This is a genomic window from Bacillus timonensis, assembly GCF_004799755.1.
Classification (GTDB): Bacteria; Bacillota; Bacilli; order Bacillales; family Bacillaceae_L; genus Ferdinandcohnia; species Ferdinandcohnia timonensis_A.
Genome location: NZ_SLUB01000004.1, coordinates 36,233 through 57,029, shown reverse-complemented (window position 1 = coordinate 57,029; position 20,797 = coordinate 36,233). Strand labels below are relative to the sequence as shown.

General features: G+C 37.0%; 23 protein-coding genes and 1 other annotated feature (1 of these 24 only partly in view). All 23 genes read right to left on the bottom strand.

Going from position 1 to position 20,797, the window contains the following annotated elements:
• Positions 1-21: a binding site (T-box leader), on the bottom strand (it extends 244 nt beyond the left edge of the window).
• Positions 22-89: 68 nt separating this feature from the next.
• Positions 90-590 carry a DivIVA domain-containing protein gene (locus E1I69_RS03775; protein WP_136378276.1) on the bottom strand — a complete coding sequence of 167 codons (501 nt, stop codon included), beginning with the start codon at positions 588-590 and terminating at the stop codon, positions 90-92.
• A gap of 107 nt (positions 591-697) precedes the next feature.
• Positions 698-1,471 carry an RNA-binding protein gene (locus E1I69_RS03770; RefSeq protein ID WP_136378275.1) on the bottom strand — a complete coding sequence of 258 codons (774 nt, stop codon included), beginning with the start codon at positions 1,469-1,471 and terminating at the stop codon, positions 698-700.
• Positions 1,472-1,769: 298 nt separating this feature from the next.
• The gene (locus E1I69_RS03765; protein ID WP_116350653.1) at positions 1,770-2,030 is read right to left on the bottom strand and encodes a YggT family protein; all 261 of its coding nucleotides are present in this window, start codon (positions 2,028-2,030) and stop codon (positions 1,770-1,772) included.
• A 6-nt stretch (positions 2,031-2,036) separates the two neighbouring features.
• The gene (locus E1I69_RS03760) at positions 2,037-2,474 is read right to left on the bottom strand and encodes a cell division protein SepF (protein WP_136378274.1); all 438 of its coding nucleotides are present in this window, start codon (positions 2,472-2,474) and stop codon (positions 2,037-2,039) included.
• Positions 2,475-2,491: 17 nt separating this feature from the next.
• On the bottom strand, positions 2,492-3,169 hold the full coding sequence (locus tag E1I69_RS03755) for a YggS family pyridoxal phosphate-dependent enzyme (protein ID WP_136378273.1): 678 nt from the start codon (positions 3,167-3,169) through the stop codon (positions 2,492-2,494).
• Positions 3,170-3,176: 7 nt separating this feature from the next.
• The gene (pgeF, locus tag E1I69_RS03750) at positions 3,177-3,998 is read right to left on the bottom strand and encodes a peptidoglycan editing factor PgeF (protein ID WP_136378272.1); all 822 of its coding nucleotides are present in this window, start codon (positions 3,996-3,998) and stop codon (positions 3,177-3,179) included.
• A 154-nt stretch (positions 3,999-4,152) separates the two neighbouring features.
• Positions 4,153-4,398: a YlmC/YmxH family sporulation protein gene (locus E1I69_RS03745; protein WP_136378271.1), complete on the bottom strand. Its 246-nt coding sequence runs from the start codon at positions 4,396-4,398 to the stop codon at positions 4,153-4,155.
• Between the two features lie 180 nt (positions 4,399-4,578).
• The gene (sigG, locus tag E1I69_RS03740; protein WP_116350658.1) at positions 4,579-5,361 is read right to left on the bottom strand and encodes an RNA polymerase sporulation sigma factor SigG; all 783 of its coding nucleotides are present in this window, start codon (positions 5,359-5,361) and stop codon (positions 4,579-4,581) included.
• A 141-nt stretch (positions 5,362-5,502) separates the two neighbouring features.
• A complete protein-coding gene (gene sigE, locus E1I69_RS03735) occupies positions 5,503-6,222 on the bottom strand; it encodes an RNA polymerase sporulation sigma factor SigE (protein ID WP_136378270.1) in 720 nt (239 codons plus the stop codon).
• Positions 6,223-6,297: 75 nt separating this feature from the next.
• Positions 6,298-7,224 (bottom strand): sigma-E processing peptidase SpoIIGA, encoded by a 927-nt coding sequence (gene spoIIGA / locus E1I69_RS03730; RefSeq protein ID WP_136378269.1) that lies wholly within the window; start codon positions 7,222-7,224, stop codon positions 6,298-6,300.
• Between the two features lie 393 nt (positions 7,225-7,617).
• Positions 7,618-8,763 carry a cell division protein FtsZ gene (gene ftsZ / locus E1I69_RS03725; protein ID WP_136378268.1) on the bottom strand — a complete coding sequence of 382 codons (1,146 nt, stop codon included), beginning with the start codon at positions 8,761-8,763 and terminating at the stop codon, positions 7,618-7,620.
• 47 nt (positions 8,764-8,810) lie between these two features.
• The gene (gene ftsA, locus E1I69_RS03720) at positions 8,811-10,103 is read right to left on the bottom strand and encodes a cell division protein FtsA (protein WP_136378267.1); all 1,293 of its coding nucleotides are present in this window, start codon (positions 10,101-10,103) and stop codon (positions 8,811-8,813) included.
• A gap of 128 nt (positions 10,104-10,231) precedes the next feature.
• A complete protein-coding gene (locus E1I69_RS03715; protein ID WP_010282644.1) occupies positions 10,232-10,594 on the bottom strand; it encodes a small basic family protein in 363 nt (120 codons plus the stop codon).
• 18 nt (positions 10,595-10,612) lie between these two features.
• Positions 10,613-11,323: a DUF881 domain-containing protein gene (locus E1I69_RS03710; RefSeq protein WP_136378266.1), complete on the bottom strand. Its 711-nt coding sequence runs from the start codon at positions 11,321-11,323 to the stop codon at positions 10,613-10,615.
• Positions 11,324-11,332: 9 nt separating this feature from the next.
• Positions 11,333-12,037, bottom strand: a complete 705-nt coding sequence (locus E1I69_RS03705; protein WP_207308500.1) for a DUF881 domain-containing protein — start codon at positions 12,035-12,037, stop codon at positions 11,333-11,335.
• A complete protein-coding gene (locus E1I69_RS03700; RefSeq protein ID WP_136378265.1) occupies positions 12,021-12,830 on the bottom strand; it encodes a cell division protein FtsQ/DivIB in 810 nt (269 codons plus the stop codon). The genes E1I69_RS03705 and E1I69_RS03700 overlap by 17 nt, the downstream gene beginning before the upstream one ends.
• Positions 12,831-13,022: 192 nt before the next feature.
• Positions 13,023-13,931, bottom strand: a complete 909-nt coding sequence (gene murB / locus E1I69_RS03695) for a UDP-N-acetylmuramate dehydrogenase (protein WP_136378264.1) — start codon at positions 13,929-13,931, stop codon at positions 13,023-13,025.
• Positions 13,932-14,054: 123 nt separating this feature from the next.
• Positions 14,055-15,143, bottom strand: coding sequence for an undecaprenyldiphospho-muramoylpentapeptide beta-N-acetylglucosaminyltransferase (gene murG, locus E1I69_RS03690; protein ID WP_136378263.1), 1,089 nt, complete (start codon positions 15,141-15,143; stop codon positions 14,055-14,057).
• Positions 15,144-15,252: 109 nt separating this feature from the next.
• Positions 15,253-16,353, bottom strand: coding sequence for a stage V sporulation protein E (spoVE, locus tag E1I69_RS03685; protein ID WP_136378408.1), 1,101 nt, complete (start codon positions 16,351-16,353; stop codon positions 15,253-15,255).
• Between the two features lie 48 nt (positions 16,354-16,401).
• Positions 16,402-17,754, bottom strand: a complete 1,353-nt coding sequence (murD, locus tag E1I69_RS03680; protein ID WP_136378262.1) for a UDP-N-acetylmuramoyl-L-alanine--D-glutamate ligase — start codon at positions 17,752-17,754, stop codon at positions 16,402-16,404.
• Complete coding sequence (gene mraY, locus E1I69_RS03675) at positions 17,755-18,729, bottom strand: phospho-N-acetylmuramoyl-pentapeptide-transferase (RefSeq protein ID WP_136378261.1); 975 nt, start codon at positions 18,727-18,729, stop codon at positions 17,755-17,757. It abuts the gene before it with no gap.
• The gene (locus tag E1I69_RS03670) at positions 18,726-19,178 is read right to left on the bottom strand and encodes a hypothetical protein (protein ID WP_136378260.1); all 453 of its coding nucleotides are present in this window, start codon (positions 19,176-19,178) and stop codon (positions 18,726-18,728) included. Before E1I69_RS03670 ends, mraY begins: the two co-directional genes overlap by 4 nt.
• Positions 19,179-20,642 carry a UDP-N-acetylmuramoyl-L-alanyl-D-glutamate--2,6-diaminopimelate ligase gene (locus E1I69_RS03665; RefSeq protein WP_136378407.1) on the bottom strand — a complete coding sequence of 488 codons (1,464 nt, stop codon included), beginning with the start codon at positions 20,640-20,642 and terminating at the stop codon, positions 19,179-19,181.
• Positions 20,643-20,797: the final 155 nt, after the last annotated feature.

Genomic DNA, 20,797 nt, shown 5'->3' with positions numbered 1-20,797 from the left:
TGTCCCCATCATAGCTGCTTAAAATATTTAAGTTTAATTAGTTGTTTTAAAATTATATTCGTATTAAACAGAAGAGTCAAGTAGAGAAGTTAGTTTTCTTCTGATTCTGCAAAAACGGGTTCAACATTGTATTCCATGAGATGATCCCAATCATCATTACTAAGCATGTCTAATTGTGCTTCAATTAACATTTTAAATCTGTTTCTAAATACTTTTGATTGTTTCTTTAATTCTTCGATTTCAATGGTTATCTTTCTGGATTTAGCTAAAGATTCATTAATAATACGATCCGCATTTTTCTCAGCTTCTTTAATAATGAGCTTTGCTTCTTTTGAAGCGTTGCGTTTCACTTCTTCTGCTGTTTCTTGTGCAATTAAAATCGATTTATTTAATGTTTCTTCAATATTTGTAAAATGTCCTAGTTTTTCATTGAGCTCTGATAGCTTTGATTCAAGTTCTTTTTTCTCACGTATAACCATTTCATAATCTTTAATGACCTGATCGAGAAACTCATTTACTTCGTCCTCATCATAGCCGCGAAAACCTTTATTAAATTCCTTATTATGAATATCTAATGGCGTTAAAGGCACGAATGCCACCTCCAAAAATTAGTAAATTGTTAAAATTAGATTCAATACCTATATGTATGATACTTTACAATTCGACAAAAAAGAAGAAATTCCTGCACTCTTTTCAATTATTTTTGTCTTCCAACAATAATTCGCCATTTTTCCTTTTTTGTTTTTCCTTCAATTGAATGAAGTTTACTTCTTCCATACCCACGAACTGAGAGGACATCCGTTTCCTTACATTCAAATGAAGTTTGCTCGATTTTTTTCCAATTCACCTTAACAAGACCATTCTCAATTAAGACTTGAACCTTTTGTCGGGACAAATTCAAAATGGATGACAGGACCACATCCAATCGTAAAGAAGAAACAGTAACGGTTTGCTCTGTCCATTCTTCATTTACCTCAAGCAAATCAGTCGAATTTATTTCTGAAAGTGAAATGGTTGCTTTTCCAACAGCCGTTAAATTCATACGGACGTAGTCTGCAATCTCGTTTGCTACTACAATTTGAATCTGCTCATCTTGTGTTAAAATATCACCAAACTTGGTACGTTTTAGACCAAGAGACATTAATGAACCGAGTACTTTGCGATGATCGACTGTAACAAATTTAACTGGATACTTCACTTCAAAAAAGGCAAGATGATAATCGTCTTCATTAGGTTCAAAATAAGTTGGATACAATAATGCTCGTTTTCGTTCAAGCCCATCTTTTCCACCAAAAAAATCAACAAGGATTTCCCCATTTGTTCCAATCACTTGTTTTACAATTTCTTGTTCACGTGGATCAAGAAAATCCGTTAGCTTAGGACTATATTGGTTCTCTACAGTCTGCTTCCATTCTAAAACTTGATCAATAAAAGCATGCTCTTCTTTTCGAAAATGTTGATATAAATTCATATGTTTATTACCTCAGGTTGAAATAAGAAAGGGACCTAATATATGAGGTCCTTTTTATCAAATGCGCCTTGGCGTATTTGCGCCCGATTTTTTTAGGCCCACACGAGGTGGGTCACAAAGACGTTGCCACAGGAAGTGGCGTTCTCAGTCTTTGATCTTATACAGGAAAAATTTCCTTTGAAAAATCGTGGTATCCGCCGGAGGCTAAACGTTATTCAGCTAGGTTAGAACCCAACTAAATTTTATGCGTTTTTACTTAGATTCCCTCTTTAAAAATAGGGACTTCTACTGAATAAAGTTAAAACATGAATTGTAATGCATCAATTCCTCTACCAGCAAAATTAAGAACTAGGATTGCGACGATTGGAGAAATATCAATCATCCCTAGTGGAGGAATAAATCTGCGGAATGGTTCTAGATAAGGTTCACAAATTCTTGCTAAAAATTGACCAATTCCTGATTCACGCGCATTTGGAAACCATGACATTAATATATAAATGATTAGTGCATACGAATAAAGTACGATCACATTACCGATAATCCCGAAAATAATACTCATTTTCGACTACCACCCCTTTTCAGCGTATTCTTCGTTGGAAACAATCTCAGAGATATTTCCAGAGACGTCAATATTGTCTGGAGTACATAAGAATATATTTGAACCTATGCGTTGAATATCTCCACCGATTGCATATACAGTTCCACTTAAAAAGTCAACAATCCGTTTAGCTTGATCATGTTGAACTCGTTGAAGGTTAACAACTACTGCTCGTCTGTTTTTTAAATGATCGGCAATTTCTTGAGCCTCTGCATACACTCGAGGTTCGAATAAAATAACCTTTGATGATTTTTGAACACTTTGCAAGCTTACCACATTTTGCTTTGCAGCAGATCTTGTAGGTCTTGTAGGTTCAACTTCCTCTTCTTCAAAATATTCTTCCTCATCATAATCATATTCATCTTCTAATGCAAAAAAACTTTTAAATTTTGACTTTATGCTCATTTATAACACCTCTCTTTTTAGAATTCTTTTCCGACTAGCGAAGTACCTATCCGTATGAAGGTAGCTCCCTCTTCTATTGCGATTTCGTAATCATTAGACATTCCCATAGATAACTCTGTGCATGGTGCATATGGAAGTCCAAGAGCTTGTACATTATCTCTTAGCTTTCGAAGTCTTTGGAAGCATTCACGTATGATGCTTTTGTCATCAGTAAATGGCGCCATCGTCATTAATCCGACAACCTCAATTGAAGGGAATTTTTCTAAATCCTGAAAGAAAGGTTCAAGTTGTTCAGGTAGCATTCCATGTTTGGACTCTTCTCCTGAAACATTAACTTGTACAAAACATTTTATTTTTCCACTTGCCCGTTTATGTATTTCCTCAGCCAAAGTAATGCGGTCAAGCGAGTGAATGTAGTCCACCTTATCAATAATGTTTTTTACCTTTCTTGTTTGAAGTGAACCGATAAAATGCCAAGTCGGATCATCCCCAATGTCCTCTCGTTTCTTTATCAGACCTTCGTCACGATTTTCTCCAATATGATGAATTCCAGCCTCTATCCCTTCTTTCGCAGTTTCAACACTCACATATTTGGTAACGGCAATGATTGAAACATCTTCAGCAGACCTGTTTACCCGCTTGCATGCCTGTTCTATCTTTTTTTGTATGTTTAAAAGATTTTCTTTCACACTCATTTAACATTTAGTCCTCCTTTAATCCAATAAAACTCATCATTCTACCTGTTTTCCCGCCATCCCTTCGATGCGAAAAGAAAAGCTGATTCTCACAAGATGTACAATACGAGGAAACTTGTATATTTTCAGGAGGAATTCCTGCTCTTACCAGCAGTTGATAATTAAGCTCTTTTAGCTCCAATCGATACTGATTATCGCTCATTTTCTCATATGGCTTTGAATCTACATTGTCCAAATCTTTGACGAAATTCATCACATAATCATCAACGATATAGCAGCATTTACCAATAGATGGTCCGATGATAGCTTGAATTTCATTTGGATTAACATCTTCTTTTTTCCAAGCAAGAACCATCTCACCTGCAATATCCTGAACCGTTCCCTTCCAGCCCGCATGCGCAATTCCAATCAGTTGTTTTGATGGTGCAAAAAAATAGAGTGGAACACAGTCCGCAAAACCAAGGGTTAACAGAATATTTTTCTCATCGGTATATAATCCATCAGTATCTTTGATGCCTTCCTCATATGTAAAAACCCCTGCACCGAGATCCTTTTTAGTGACCTTAGCAATCTTATTTTTATGTGTTTGTTCAGAGCATACCCAGGATTCTAGTGGAAAATGAAGAATGTCTGCAAGTTTTTTTCGATTTGAGATAACAGAGTCGGGTTCATCATGTACATGCAGCCCTAAATTTAGGGATTCAAATTGTTCTTCACTTACTCCCCCATTTTTGGTAGAAAACCCTACAACTAGGTTTTCGGAGTACTGGCTCCAAGCCCGGGCCATTAAAACCTGTTTTGTATCCTCAATAAATGGTTCAAGCTTCATAACAACATCCTTTATTCATATTTCAACCATATCCACGATAAGGCTGACAATCGTTTATTTTTTTCGAAAAATGAACCCTTCTCCTGCCTATTTTATCACATCTTAGCAAAAGAAAGGAGAATATGTTAGGAAAAATGTCAAAATTTAGCCGTGTTTATTCAATATTATTTTGTGTTCTAACTAAAATAACATCCTTACCGACTTTTATAATATTTCTCCATGGAATCACAACCTCTTCATCACGACCGAATAGACCTAATACTTTTCCATAGCCGCCAATAATAATGGAATCGATTTTACCAGTTGTTAAGTTAATATCGATATCACCAATATTGCCAAGTCTTTTTCCGTCAACAACACTTACAACATCCTTTGCCTGAAAATCAGAAATTTTCACCATATCCTCCGCCTCCTTATAGTAACTATATGACTGTCTCATCACGTTTTATGTGACAAAAAATAGAGAGAGTGGAATACATCAGATTGGCAACGAAAAAAAGACATTCGAATCATACGAATGTCTAGTTATTTTATCTTCTTTGGACGATTACTTGTCCACAAAATGGGTTTACCCCCATTATTAATTTTGGATATTCTTATTCATTTGTTTAATGGCTGCTTTTTCAAGACGTGAAACTTGGGCTTGAGAGATTCCGATTTCTTCAGCAACCTCCATTTGTGTTTTTCCTTGAAAAAATCGTTTCCGAAGGATGAGTTTCTCGCGATCATTTAATCGTCTCATTCCTTCTTTTAAAGCAATCTCTTCAATCCAATTTGAATCTCGATTTCGCTCATCACTTAATTGGTCCACCACATAAATAGGATCCCCGCCATCGTTATATATTGGTTCAAATAATGATACAGGGTCTTGAATTGCATCAAGTGCAAAGACGATTTCCTCGTGCGGCACTTCTAAGACCTTTGCGATTTCTTCTGCTGTGGGTTCCCTAGAGGTTTCACTCATTAGACGCTCTCTTACCTGCAATGCCTTATAAGCAATATCCCTTAGTGAGCGCGACACCCTGATAGGATTGTTGTCTCGTAAATAACGCCGAATTTCACCGATGATCATCGGAACTGCATAGGTGGAGAATTTTACGTTTTGACTGAGGTCAAAATTATCGATTGATTTCATTAGGCCGATACAGCCAACCTGAAATAAATCGTCCACAAATTCTCCTCTGTTGTTGAAACGTTGAATTACACTGAGAACAAGTCGTAAATTTCCATTTACAAGCTTATCGCGGGCAGACAAATCATTCCCACTTTGCATTTGTCTAAACAATTCCCGCATCTCTTCATTTTTTAATACTGGAAGCTTTGAAGTATCAACACCACAAATCTCTACTTTATTTCGAGTCAATTCTTTCCCTCCTAACAGGAGTTGCTGTACAAAGTTAAGTATCTCCGTTAGAGGGAAAAATATGCATTTTGAATTCACAGCTATTTCCAAAATAGATGTGGAAAACAGATAAATCAACAACTACAAAGTGTAAAAATTTTTTCACACCATTTTATTAAATTCTTTTCGAAGACGTTTTATGATTCGCTTTTCCAATCTTGAAATATAGGACTGTGAAATCCCAAGCATATCAGCAACGTCTTTTTGTGTCTTTTCCTCACCACCAATTAGTCCGAATCGGAGCTCCATAATCTGTTTCTCGCGATCATTAAGCTGATGGAGAGCTTTTACTAATAATTTACGATCAACATTTGCTTCCAAATCCTTTGTAATGATGTCATCCTCTGTTCCTAGAACATCAGAGAGTAATAATTCATTGCCATCCCAATCGATATTTAATGGCTCATCAAATGACACCTCAGACCGAATTTTATTATTACGTCGTAGATACATCAAAATTTCATTTTCAATACATCTTGATGCATACGTAGCGAGTTTAATTTTCTTTTCAGGATTAAAAGTATTCACTGCCTTAATCAAACCAATAGTTCCAATACTAATTAAATCCTCTATATTAATCCCGGTATTTTCGAATTTCCGAGCAATGTATACGACAAGTCTTAAATTTCTTTCAATTAAGATTGACCTTGCTGCCTTATCACCGCTAGGAAGCTTATTTAATAGGACTTCTTCCTCATCCTTGGATAATGGCGGTGGCAATGCCTCACTCCCACCAATATAATAGATCTCATCCGTTTTTAAGCCTAATTTTATTAAAAGTTTATACCACCAATATGTAAGTTTTAATTTTAATTTAGCCACAGGTAAGTTCTCCCTTCTAATTTGTAAAAAGTGTGAGTATGATATTTATAGGAACCTAATCGTTCCTTTTCCCCATTAAGAAGCTGACTTAATGGAGGATGATATAAGCATTTTCGGATGGACGATACAATCATATTCGCCATCAGTAGACAATGTTGTATGGTTAAATGCAACAAGGCCTTTTTTCACGATGTTTTCTTCATTTCCTTGAAAAATCGTGATTTGGTCTGGTTTAATGGCAAGTAAAAATTGGTGCTCTTGTCCAACGCCCCGATATGGAATAAGCCTTACTCTGCTTTCCCATTTGTGGGGTTCAGTTGAAGTATCATTTGTTAATAACTCAATATTTTTTGATTGTTCGATTAATGATTTAGGAAATAGCTCTTCATATTTCGTCGTATCTAAAATCATAACCGGGCTTTTTGTAATCGGATCAAATAATTGATTTCCACTGTCAACCAAACCTTTTACTCTTAGGGTAACATCATCTATTTCAAGCTTCACGTCGACAATCTGGTCATAGAAAACTTGTTTTGTTTCGATGTCAGCTATTCTATTTTTAGAGAAATACCATAATAGAGGAAACCCAATTAATACAAATCCCCAACTAATTGGATTACCAAAACCTCTAGATTGCGTAAGGATTGTACCATCAAATGCTTGAACATCAAATTCTAAGAAATAATGGACCCCTATCATTCCACCTCCAATCATGAAAGTAGCAAAATAAAAGGTTAATAGCCCCTGTATAAAATATCGGAATCGTTTATACCCAAAAGCAACTCCTACGATTGCGATTGAAAAGAGTAGTTTTGTAAGAGGATGTGACCCGATTGCCGCAAAAGGAGAAACCACGATTAAGACTACTAAAGATCCGATAAAAGCACCTACTAAGATTCGCCATTTAACAATTTTTCGCTTAAGTATTAGCGCTGTTAAAAGTAATAACAAGGCGTCAAAGAAAAAGTTTAATAACCAGATTACATCTAAATAAATGGACAACCTATTTCTCCTTTCACTAATAGTCACTGCTCTTTTTCGAACGCAATTAACGTAAACTAGTTAGCTTAAAAAATAGTATATAGTACATCTTATATGGAGTCTGTCACTTCATGCCGATAATAAAAGAGAAATTTTGAAAGATTAGATCTTATTTTGTCAGTTCCCCTGTAAATGAGGAAAGGGTGGAATATAACGTGGGAAAAAGAAAAAAAGGCATTTGACAATCTCGTTGTCAAATGCCTTTACTTTATAACTAAATAATCTTGAATTGTCTAGCTCCAGGTGCCATCGGCTCGAGGTCAAAAGCCCATCGCTTCTGAAGGCATAGAGCGCCTTCTGTCAGCGCTGTTCTTTTGCTTGTCGCCGATATGCAGGCACCTTGCGCTTTTCTATTTAACCTCTTCTTTTACGGTTACGCAGGAATGTTGGTACATCGATTTCATCTTCAACATGAACTGCGCCACGGGTATTTACTTCTTGTACTGGCTCTTCACGCTTCACTTCTCTTCTTGGTGCAGCCTGAACCTGAGGTTGTGGTTTAACACCACCGAAAGAAGGACGAGATGGACGCGTTGGGTCAAGCTCAGTCTCCTTAAATCCAGTCGCAATTACAGTAACAACAATTTCTTCTTTCAAGTTTTCATTAATAACAGATCCAAAAATCATGTTAACTTCTTGATCTGAAGCTGATGCAACAATATCGGCAGCCTCTTGTACTTCATAAAGACTTAAGTTTGTTCCACCTGTGATGTTCATGAGGACACCTTGTGCACCATCAATTGATGTTTCAAGTAATGGACTTGAAATCGCCTTTTTAGCTGCTTCTGCAGCACGGTTTTCGCCTGTTGCAACACCGATTCCCATAAGTGCAGAACCTTTGTTAGACATAATTGTTTTGACGTCAGCAAAGTCAAGGTTGATTAATCCAGGAACAGCGATTAAATCAGAAATACCTTGTACACCTTGACGTAGTACATTATCAGCCTCACGGAAAGCTTCAAGCATCGGTGTGTTTTTATCCACAATTTCAAGAAGACGATCATTTGGAATGACGATTAAAGTGTCTACTGATTCTTTCATTGCAGAGATTCCGCCAGCTGCTTGTGTTTGACGCTTTCTACCTTCGAATGTGAATGGTCTTGTTACTACACCTACTGTAAGAGCACCTAAATCTTTTGAAATTTGTGCAATCACAGGAGCAGCACCTGTACCTGTTCCACCGCCCATACCAGCTGTAACGAATACCATATCAGCCCCTTTAAGAGCTTCTTCGATTTGTTCTCTGCTTTCTTCCGCAGCTTTTTTACCTACTTCTGGATTTGCTCCAGCACCTAAACCACGGGTTAATTTCCCGCCGATTTGCATTTTAACTTCTGCTTTTGAAAGATTTAAAGCTTGAGCGTCGGTATTAACTGCGATAAATTCAACACCTTGAACACCGTGTTCAATCATTCGGTTAACCGCATTATTTCCACCGCCACCTACACCTATTACCTTTATTGTAGCTAATTGATCAACATTTGTATCAAACTCTAACATTATAAGATCCTCCTAATTTGCAAATATACTACTCTTGTAACTGTGTGTTATTCAAAGAAGAGACCAAAAAACCTCTTAACCTTATTCCCAATATTTTGTTCATCTTTTGAGTTTTTAGGGTGACTTTTCGCTTGAGGCTGTCTTGACGGTCTTTTCTCAGTATTTTCCACTTGGACCGTCGTACTAATTTTTCTTCCTTGAACTCTTGCTTGTTCATAAGCGAACTGCAATAGGCCTACACCTGTTGCATATTGAGGTTCTCTAACTCCAATATAGTCAGGCTTTGCAATTCGAACATTGCTACGTAATACAAGTTGAGATAACTCTAATACTCCAGGCATATTTACTACTCCACCTGTAAGAACAAAGCCACCAGGAAGATCTCCTACACCCATTTTCTTAATTTCCTTATGAACTAGCAGTAAAATTTCTTCTAATCTTGCTTCGATGATTTCAGAAATTTGTAATTGGGTAAATTGTTCTTGTTGATCACTGCCAATAATTGAAACATTGAATACTTCTTCGTCAGAAGCATCATCATAGAAGGCATGTCCATGTTTAATTTTAATTTTCTCTGCATCTTCGGTAGACGTTCGCAATCCAATTGCTAAATCTTTTGTAATATGGTCTCCACCAACAGGCAGAACACTTGTTGCTTTTAAATAACCATGATTGAAAAGAGCAACGGTCGTAGAACCTCCACCAATATCAACGAGAGCAACACCTAGGTTTTTCTCATCATCAGATAATGAGATTGAACCCGAGGCAAGAGGCTGTAAAGAAATTGCTGTAATATCAAGTCCTGCTTTTTCTACACACCGAAGCAGGTTATGTAAGATTGTACGTGAAGTTGTAATAATTGTACCTTCCACTTCAAGTCGAACACCTAACATACCACGCGGATCACTAATTTCATCATATCCATCCACAATAAATTGATTAGGAATCATATCGATAATTTCTCTTTCTGGTGGTAGAGAAATAAATTGTGCGGCATCAATTACACGTAGAACATCTTCATTGCTAATTTCACGATTTTGACGAGATTCGGTAGAAACTGCCACTACGCCGTGGGCATCCTGTAACTGTACGTTAATCGCAGGAACAGATACAACTACTTGATTAATAGAAATGCCTACCATTCTTTCTGCTTGCTCAACTGCCTTTTTAATAGAATGAACGGTCTCATCTATGTCTACAATTGAACCTTTTTTCAAACCTTCTGATTTAACATTACCCACACCTATTATGTTAAGAGAATCATCAACCATTTCCCCGATAATCACCTTAACACTGGATGTACCGATGTCAAGACTAACACATATTTCATTGCTGTTCATTCTGTGGCACCTCCTTTTTTTACATTACACATTTACATTGATTTCGAACAACAACTGCTATTTTCATATGATTTTTTTCACATATGAAAAATATTCAACAATCATAGGGATTTTCCCTTTATAAAAAATCAATTTTTTTCTATTTTATCACGAGAAAGGCTCCATTTGGATAAAATTATTCGTCTGATAACCGCAATATTTTGGAATAACCTTACACCAAATGCAAAAACGGCTACCAAATACAAGTCTACACCAAGATGTACACCTAGAAAAGCTAAACTTGCTGCCAATAAAATATTAAAAAAGAAACCAGAAACAAAGACGGACTGATCATAAATATTTTGCAGGTGTGCACGAATGCCACCGAATAATGTATCAAGTGCTGCTAATACCGCAATTGATAAATAATTTGAATACTCTGCCGGAATTTTGAATTCCGATAACAGTCCGAGAATGATTCCGACTATTAGACCGAAGATTGGGAGCCACATATCGATGTTCCACCTTTTTCACTTTTTATCTGGTTCCATATTAGGTTGCATTTCTGTAATCCTAATTGGGTCGTCATACGCAGGTATCGTTACGACTTTACTTGGCTTTGAAATTTTCAAGCGTAAATTATCAATAAAAAACTGGCGCTCCGCTTCTGATGCTTTCAACTTATTGTAAAGTCGCTCTGCGTCATCAGCAATGACTTTTATTTCAATTGGCAATGGACTGATTGAATATGAATCGATTTTCGGTCTTCCTTGAATTTCCCGAATCACCGTGGTGGAAATTACTCGATGACCATCAATTGAAATTGCCTTTGCTTGATAAGAATTTAATTCATTTATTAACCATCTCAACAAACTTGGGGTGATGGTCGTTGCTTGTTTGCCAACTTCATTGAACGATTGCTCAACTGTGATTGTAATGCCTGGACCTGAAACTTGTGTAAGACCAGCCTCTTTCTTTAACTCATCAAGGGTATCCTTAAGAATCATTATTTTACTATCATCACGTTGACTTTCATATTGCTCAACCTTCGCCTCATATGTATAAATTTTTGTTAAAAGATCCGTATATAATTCTTGGGATTGTTTTAAATCCTCTCGTAACTCCCATAAATCACGGGTATCACGCACTTCAGGTTCTTTAATGGTTTGAAATTGGACAGCAACCATGAAACCTATTATACACGTAATGACCGTGAAGCTAATGCCTGTTTTTTTGTCCAATAAAACCACCTATTTCGCGTTAATTAATGGGTCCATTTCAATTTGTGCCTTGTTTTCAATTTTCACGACAATATTATCCTGTATCAATTGGTCAGTGATTCCTCCATTCATATTTAAGGCAGGCACCAGTACATCTGGGTCACCAATTGCTGAAATGACAAATGGAGCAGGAAAAGGTGCACCATCTACTACAACAACAGGACCATTACAGTAAATAAAAGAATTAGACTGAAGTCGCTTACCATTAACAGAAACAGCTTGTGCACCAGATACATAAAGTTCATTAATAACCTTGAATAAATGACTTTCATGAACTAAATAATTGTTCACATCCTGCCCAGAAGGTACGTAGGAGGCATCTTCAAGTGTAACGACAACTCCCGGACCTTTGACCCCAATCTCACCAACAACCATACGGTATTTTTCGACTTCCTCGACGAGATTGTAGTAAATCTGCTCCTGTTCTTCTTTTGCGAGTTCTTCTTCAATTGCTTGAATTTGATTTTGTTTTTCTATCAACTTTAATTGAAGTTCATTATTTTTTTCATTCTGTTCATTCAGCTCTGTTCGAATTTTAGCTTCTTCATTCCATTGTTGTTCAGTCACCTGATTTGATTCCAATTGTTCCTTAGTAAATTGGTACGAGAATGAAATCATAAAGCCGAGGACTAAGCAAACAAATGAGAGAATGACGTGCTTACCCTTCACCTTCATCTGTTACCATCTCCTCATCTTCATTGGTGTTTTCGTATTCGTATGGAATAAATGTTGGTACAACATCTAGTTCAATATATCCTTTAAGAGACGGATCCAATTCACTAATAATCGTTGGATAAGCCGTTATATTTTTCGCGAAATTTCTTACAGTTGCTTTCACCTCATACCCATCAACCATATACAGTGTCATCTGCAGAGGATCATATTCTGTAGGTGTATGATGAATTTCAGAGATGAGTTTTGAAATTGACGGTTGAACTTTATTAAGTTCCTTTGCGATCAATGTTAAAGCTTCATCTTTCCAGTCAACCAAGATCGGTGCATCCACTGGAATCGCCTTGGAACCAAACTCCTGTGGTTTTTCGATAATTTCACCATTTTCAAGGATCGGGTAAAAAGTATTAGAACCACTTATATAGCCTACCCTTTTCAATTCGCTAACATTTAACTTAATATGATTCGGTAGTCTTTTTTCAATCGATACTTCCTTAATTTCAGGGTGTTTTTTTATATTTTGGATGACGTTATCCTTATCGACCTTCCAAAAGCTTGTCCCAACTTTTAATTGACTAAGCTTTAAAATTTGATCGGATGAGATATTTTGGTTGCCCGTAATGGTGATTTCGCCAATTTTACTATAAGGAGATTGAAAATAAAGTATTCCTGAAAGCAAGAAAAAGAAAAACGTAATATACATAATCAGTCGTCGATTCGCCTTTTGTTTTCTCCTCTGCTTAAGCTTTGGAATTCGGTCTTCTATTGTAACAACCTTTTGCTTCGCCAAATACATTCACCCCGCTCTATGAGAGCCAATAAAAATAAAATCGTATGTATGTTTAATCAGTCATTATTTCACTTTAAAAAATGGGTAGAACGAAAGAATAAACGGCATGTATACATGCCGTTTATTCAACCAGTACAGTAACACATACATGTTATTGTATTATATCATATTTCCCTAAGAAATGGGTGTAGAAACTGTCTACATTCGACCAATTATTTCAACTTCCGTTTCCATTCGTACACCATGTATAGTATAGATTTTCTCTTTTACAAATTGAATGAGGTCAAGAACATCCTGAGCTTTTGCATTACCTGCATTGACAATAAAATTCCCATGCATTTCTGAAATTTTCGCTCCGCCAATAGAATGACCTTTCAAACCTGATTTTTCAACTAACTGTCCAGCGTAATTTGGAAGTGGATTACGAAAAATGCTTCCGGCACATGGAAGATCCCATGGTTGCGTATCTCTTCGATACTCTTTATTTTTCTTCATAACTGCAGAGATATCTGTTTTATCTCCTTCTGTTAATTGAAATGTAGCTTCAACCACAATCCCTGGTCGCTTTTTTTGTAGAATAGAGGTGCGGTACGAATATTCCATTTCTTCATTTGATAGCCATTCAAAGGTACCATCATCAAATAATATATGAGCCTTTGTTAATACTTTCGATACATCCGAACCATGTGCCCCTGCGTTCATATAAACAGCTCCACCGATTGAACCAGGAATCCCACTTGAAAATTCAAGTCCTGATAATCCCTTTCTTGCAATTTGAACGGCTAGACTTACAATTGAATATCCTGCCCCAACAGTAAGTGTGGTACCATCAAGTTCCATATGGTTAAGGCCATTGCCAATCTTAATGACAGCACCCTCAATCCCTTTATCAGATACGAGGAGATTTGATCCTCTACCGATTGCTCGCCACTTAATACCGTGCTTTTTAATAATTTCAAGCGTCTTTTTTAATGATTCAATACTATCTGGTTCAATGAATACGTCAGCCGGACCACCAATTTTAATTGTTGTATGCTTTGATAAAGGTTCATTCACTAAAACCTTGCCAACATTCGCTTCTTGAAGTTCCTTTACAATATTGTCCATATTAACCTCCTTTATCAGCATTCCCACTAGGAACAAACTATAATGTAGTATATGCTCCACGTGTGCTTCATGGTACATTTGCCTATATTTGACTTCGTTCATAAACTGAACAAAAACGTTTTTCTACATTAAATCCTTCATAACATTGTACAACCGTCTTGCAGCGTCTGGGATACCTATTTGAGAAGATGCTTTTTTCATTTCCTCAAGTTTTATTTGATTTAAAAGGATTGAGTCAATGTCCTTAAGAAGCTGAGGACCCGTTAAGTCCTTTTCAAGTCGTAAAATCGCAGCCCCTTTATCACTTAAGGACCTCGCATTTTTCTCTTGGTGATTGTTTGTTACATATGGGCTAGGTACCAAAATACTTGGCAGACCTAGAGCAGTTAATTCAGCCAATGTTGTCGCACCTGCTCGGGCAACCACAAGGTCTACACCCGCTAATACTTCTGGCATATTATGAATAAACGGCTTGATAATGACATTATCAGGATTTCCAACTGCTTTTACCTGTTTAAGTACATTTTCATAATGAACCTCACCTGTTACATAAAGGAATTGATAATCCTTTTCCTTTACTTCAGGTAAAGCATGTAAAAAAGCATCATTTAGCGGCCTAGCACCTCTGCTTCCTCCCACTATTAAAACGGACTTTTGGGAATTATTAAGACCAACAGAATCTCTGCCTGCTCGACCATCCTTCCCAATGACTTCAGAAGCCCTTGGGTTTCCTGTTAGAATCACTTTTTCCTTAGGAAAGAAGGTTTTAGCTTCTTCAAAACATATTGCCACTTTATCAACGTAGCGACTTAAAAATTTATTGGTAAGTCCTGGAATACTATTTTGTTCATGAATAATGGTTGGGATATGTAATTTTGATGCTGCATATACAACGGGTCCGCACACGTAACCGCCTGTACCAATCACCACATCAGGTTTGAAATCCTTGATTATTTTTTTACTGTGATTTACTCCTTTAATAAAACGTGCGATTGTTTTAATGTTATCAATGGAGATCTTTCGTTTAAATCCTGTGATATGAATCGTTTTAAAAGGAATCCCTTCACGAACCACAATTCCACTTTCTAGCCCTTTTTCGGTACCGACATAAAGAAACTCAGCTGAAGGGTTAAGCTTTTTTATTTCTTTAATTAAGGCAAGTGCAGGATAAATATGACCTCCTGTACCTCCACCACTCACTACAATCTTCAAGGTTTGTTTCCTCCCATTTGGAAGTTTATCGTTAAAAGTAGTTTAACCCTGTTCGTGTAAACAGGGTTAAACCATTTTATAGTATAACATATATTCATGTGATTTTGGGTTAATACCTTGAATACCTGCTAATATTTAAAAGGACTCCGACCGCCATGAGCATTAAGGTTAAGGATGAACCTCCATAACTTAAGAACGGAAGAGTAATTCCAGTTACTGGCATTAGACCTGTAACGACTCCGATATTGATAATAACTTGGATTGCAATCATTCCAATAATTCCAATTCCAAGAAAGCTTCCATATAAATCAGGTGCACCCAAAGCAATTCGTACACCTCTCCAGAGTAGAATACTGAATAATATGATGACAAACGAACCACCAATAAAGCCCAATTCTTCGGCTAGGATAGCGAAAATAAAGTCTGTTTGTGGTTCTGGCAAATAGAAAAACTTCTGCCGGCTTTGTCCTAATCCTAAACCAAATAATCCGCCAGGACCAATTGCATAAAGGGATTGAATGATTTGAAACCCGGTTCCCAATGGATCTTCCCATGGATCTAAAAAGGATGTGATCCGTTTAATACGATATGGTGCTGATAAAATTAACGCAACAAACCCCACCACACCAATTAGACCTAAACCAACAAAGTGGGAGATTCTTGCTCCTGCCACATAAATCATGACAATACATGTACCTACCATAACCGTTCCTGTCCCTAAATCCGGCTGCAGCATGATCATTCCAAATGCTAAAAAAACAAGAGACAGTGAGGGCATTAACCCCTTTTTAAAGGATGTGATTTTTTTTTGGTTTTCAGATAGGAATTTGGCCAAAAAAGCAATCATCGCTAATTTCATAAATTCTGAAGGTTGAATGGAAAATGCACCGACTCCGATCCAACTTTGCGATCCATTACGTTCCATTCCAATTCCAGGAATTAATACAGCTACCAATAATACAAAACAAATGATGATTAAGACTTTTGCCCACGTCCTCCATGTCCAATAGTCTACATTCATAATAAAAAACATGGCAATGACTCCAACACTCGCAAACAGGAGCTGTCTTTTAGCAAAGAAAAATGAATCATCGAATTTATATGTAGCCCATACCGCACTGGCACTGTATACCATGATCAATCCAACTGCTAAAAGTGTAAGAGTAGTAATAATTAAGATAATATCCGGAGTCGTTCTTTGGGTCACAATCAAACCACCTCTACATTCTAGATTCAGAGCTCTAGATTGTCCAAGCCCTTACTTAAGCTTATGCACGGCGTTTATAAAAATGTCTCCTCTTTCTTCAAATGTTTTATGTTGATCCCAGCTAGCGCACGCAGGTGATAATAAAATGACATCACCTTCATTTGAAAGAGTATAAGCTTCTTTAACCGCTGCTTCAACATTATCGACCAGTTTTATCATTTCTATTCTGGCAAGTCTCCCCGCGCGTTCAAGCTTTTTGGCTGTTTGACCAAACAGAACCATTGCTTTTACATGGGTTAGTTCAGGAACGAGATCATCGAATTCATTTCCACGATCAAGTCCGCCAGCTAACAATATAATCGGTTGTTCAAAAGCGGATATTGCCTTTTTCGTTGCCAGGATATTCGTTGCCTTAGAATCATTATAAAATTTGCGATTCTGAATGGAAGTAACATATTGTAATCGATGCTTTACCCCCGTAAAAGTTGTTAACACTTGGGTAATTGCACTATTTGGTGTATCGACGAGCTTGGCAACCGCAACAGCAGCCAATATATTTTCAAGATTATGGACACCCGGTAAAACAATATCCTTAATTTCAATGATTTTTTCATCATCAAAATAAATACTTTGCTCCTTCATATAGGCACCCGTTTGTAATACCCTCGTAGTGGAGAATGGTATTTTCTTAGCTTTGCTACCCTCTGCTGCAAATAGAACATCTTTGTCATCGACATTGATCACACTGTAATCATCTTCCGTTTGATTTTCAAAGATTCTTGCCTTTGCTTTCACATATTCCTCCTTCGTTCCATGATAATCAAGATGCGCGTCAAAAATATTTAGTAAAACGGCAATCTTTGGTGCAAAATCTTCAATTCCCATTAATTGGAACGAGGATAGTTCGGTCACGATCATATTTTCCTTCTCTGCCCCTTGTGCAACCTCACAGGCCACTGTCCCAATGTTTCCTGCGATTAAAGGAGATTTCTCACCATGCTTTAACATTTCAAAAATCAATGTCGTTGTGGTTGTCTTTCCATTAGATCCTGTAATACCAATAAACTCTGCAGGAGTAATATGATAGGCAAGTTCAACCTCGGTGATGACGGGAATTCCTTTTTCTTTCGCCTTAACAAGAAGGGGATTGCTGTATGGGATTCCCGGATTTTTAACAATAAAGTCAAAATGATCATCCAAAATTCCGATTGGATGACCTCCACATACTACCTTTATTCCCAATTTTTCGAGTTCCTGTGCGGGCTCGTTTTCTTCAAATGGCTTCTGGTCATTAACAGTGAGGCGTGCGCCGAGATTAGAAAGAACCTTAGCTGCAGCGAAGCCGCTTTTCGCAAGACCCAGTATTAAAATTTGTTTGTTAGAAAATTTATTTGCATTTTTCAATTAAATCCACACCTCGATATAAATTCCAAGAATCGCACATAATAATCCTACCGTCCAAAATGTTACAACAACCCGCCATTCGGACCAACCCACCAATTCATAGTGATGATGTAAAGGACTCATTCTAAACACACGTCTACCCGTTGTTTTAAAAGAGATAACTTGAATAATAACAGACAATGTCTCAATTACAAAAACACCACCGATTAAAATCAGTAAGATCTCAAGCTTTAGAGTAATGGCAACTGTTGCAATCGCCCCACCAAGTGCAAGTGATCCTGTATCACCCATGAATACCTTTGCTGGGTTTGCATTAAATACAAGGAACCCAAGTACTGCTCCAACTATAGCAACAGAGAAGATGGCAACATCATATTGTGCTTGATTCCAAGCTAATACGGCAAACGCACCAAACGCTATCGCAGCCGTACCCGAAACTAATCCATCTAAACCATCGGTTAAATTGACAGCATTGGAGAATCCAACTAACCAAATAATTAAAAGGAGGACATAGAGAATTCCTAAATCAAATTCAAAGTCTGTCCCTGGAATTGAAATGGCAGTCGAGAAATTATTCTGTTTATAAATAAAATAAAAAATGATGGCTATGACGATTTGACCAAGTAGTTTTTGTAAGGAGGTCAAACCGAGATTCCTCTTTAGTACTACTTTAATAAAATCATCTAAGAAACCTAATACCCCGTATCCCAATGTTACAAATAATAGTAAATATGTCGTAACCGACAATTCCCCTAATCGAGTCGACACTAAAATCGTCGTAAGTGAAATCGACACTAATATAATGATTCCACCCATCGTAGGTGTTCCCGACTTTTTTTGATGTGATTTAGGACCTTCCTCACGGATACTTTGTCCAAATTTTAATCTACGTAAGAAAGGGATAAAAATGGGGGAGAGAATGACGCTTATGATAAATCCTATGGCAATCGAATAGATGACGACTTCTTCAATCATCTTTTTCCCCTCCCTTTTTCGTACGTTGCTAATTTTCTTGCAATCATTTTTATTTGTTCTACTGTTTGATCGTTTTGCTTCATACTTTTCACTTCGTTTGTAAATAGTTTAAATTTTGTCATTGTATCATACCCATTTTCTTCAATTTTTTTAAGATAAAATTCCAAGATTTGATTGAGTGCTGGTAGTGGATCTTTTACTACGAATACAGGGAAATGATTGGGAAGAAACAGGGGTAATTTTTCATTCTTTGGCCAAACTGCTGCAACAGCACCATTATAAAGTGCTTGCTTTAAAAATTCATCCCTTTTTTCTTGTTCAATTGAAATATAAAGTCCTCTTTTCGTTACAATCTTAGGGTCAGTGATCACTTCCTCAAACTCAAAATTCTCATGATTAAACCCGTACGCTTCTTCAAAAAGAGTCCACATATCTTGATTGGATAACAATTAATTCAACTCCTTAATTGCACGAGCAGCAACAAGGCGGTCATCAAATGAATGAGTTTTATTCCCAATGATTTGATAGGTTTCATGTCCTTTTCCAGCAATGATTATTATATCATTCTCCGACGCATTTGAAATAGCATAAATAATTGCTTTTTCACGATCCGGGATGGTGATATAAAATTTTCCTTCTACACCTGCCTCCATCTCCTTTAAAATTTCAAGAGGGTCTTCCGAGCGAGGATTATCAGATGTAAAAATGGGGACATCCGCGAATTCTGTTGCAATTTTGGCCATGATTGGACGCTTTGAACGGTCTCTGTCTCCACCACACCCAATAATTACGTTGATTTTCCCTTTCGCAAACTGTTTAACCGTTTTTAATACATTTTCTAGGCTATCGGGTGTGTGTGCATAATCTACAATTACAGTAAAATTTTGCCCTTGGTTTACGATTTCAAACCTTCCTGGTACACCCTTTACCTTTTTGATTGCACGAATGATTGTTGAAATCGGGATTCCAGACACGATACAAGTAGTAACTGCTGCTAATACGTTATAAACACTAAATTGTCCAATTAAATTGATCTTCACTTCATATGAACCAAACGGTGTTTTTAAATCAAATTCTGTCCCAGAGGCAGTCATCCGAATGTTAGCAGCCATAATATCTGCCTTCTGTTGGATTCCATATGTAACGATTGTGGCTGAAGTGGATCTTGTGTATTCCTCTGAAGCAGGGTCATCATTATTCAGAACCGCGTATTTCGGATTATCTTTATCAAAACGATTCCCTAAACTAGCAAACAATAAACCTTTCACTCTTCGGTACTCATCTATTGTTCGATGGTAATCCAAATGATCTTGTGTCAAATTCGAAAACACCGCAATGTCAAAATCACATCCGTGTACCCTGCCAATATCGAGGGCATGGGAAGAGACCTCCATTACAGCCCTTGTTACTTTATCAGACACCATTTGATGAAAAAACTTTTGAAGTGTTACTGATTCCGGAGTCGTATTCTTCATTTCAATTGTTTTTTCTCCGATTTTCGTATACATCGTTCCAATAAGGCCTGTTTTTTCGCCAGCTTCTTTAAAAATTTCTTCAACAATATGGCTAATTGATGTTTTCCCATTCGTCCCGGTTACCCCTATTAGCTGGAGTTTATGTGTCGGTTGCTGATAAAAAGCATCTGCCAATACAGCCATTGCTCTTCTTGTATCCTTCACTTTGATAACAGGAATGGATACCTCCACATCCTTTTCAGCGATGATCGCAACCGCACCTTTTGATTCAGCTTCTGATGCAAATACATGACCATCGAATGTACTACCTTTTACACAAAAGAATAAACATCCCTTTTCTACCTCCCTCGAGTCCATTTCAAGAGATGTGATAAAAGGATTGGCATTACCTTTTTCCGTAAAATCATGCAGGTTCGCTAATATGTCCTGTAATTTCATCATGAATTTTACCATTCCCTCTCGAAAAATTCACTCAGGAATTGCATCAGATTAACATAATACGCTAGTCCCCGTGTGTTGTCTAGTACCCTATTTTCCTATTAATCCATCGGTTAAAAAGGACACCTTACCAAAAATTTTATTCTTCTATATTA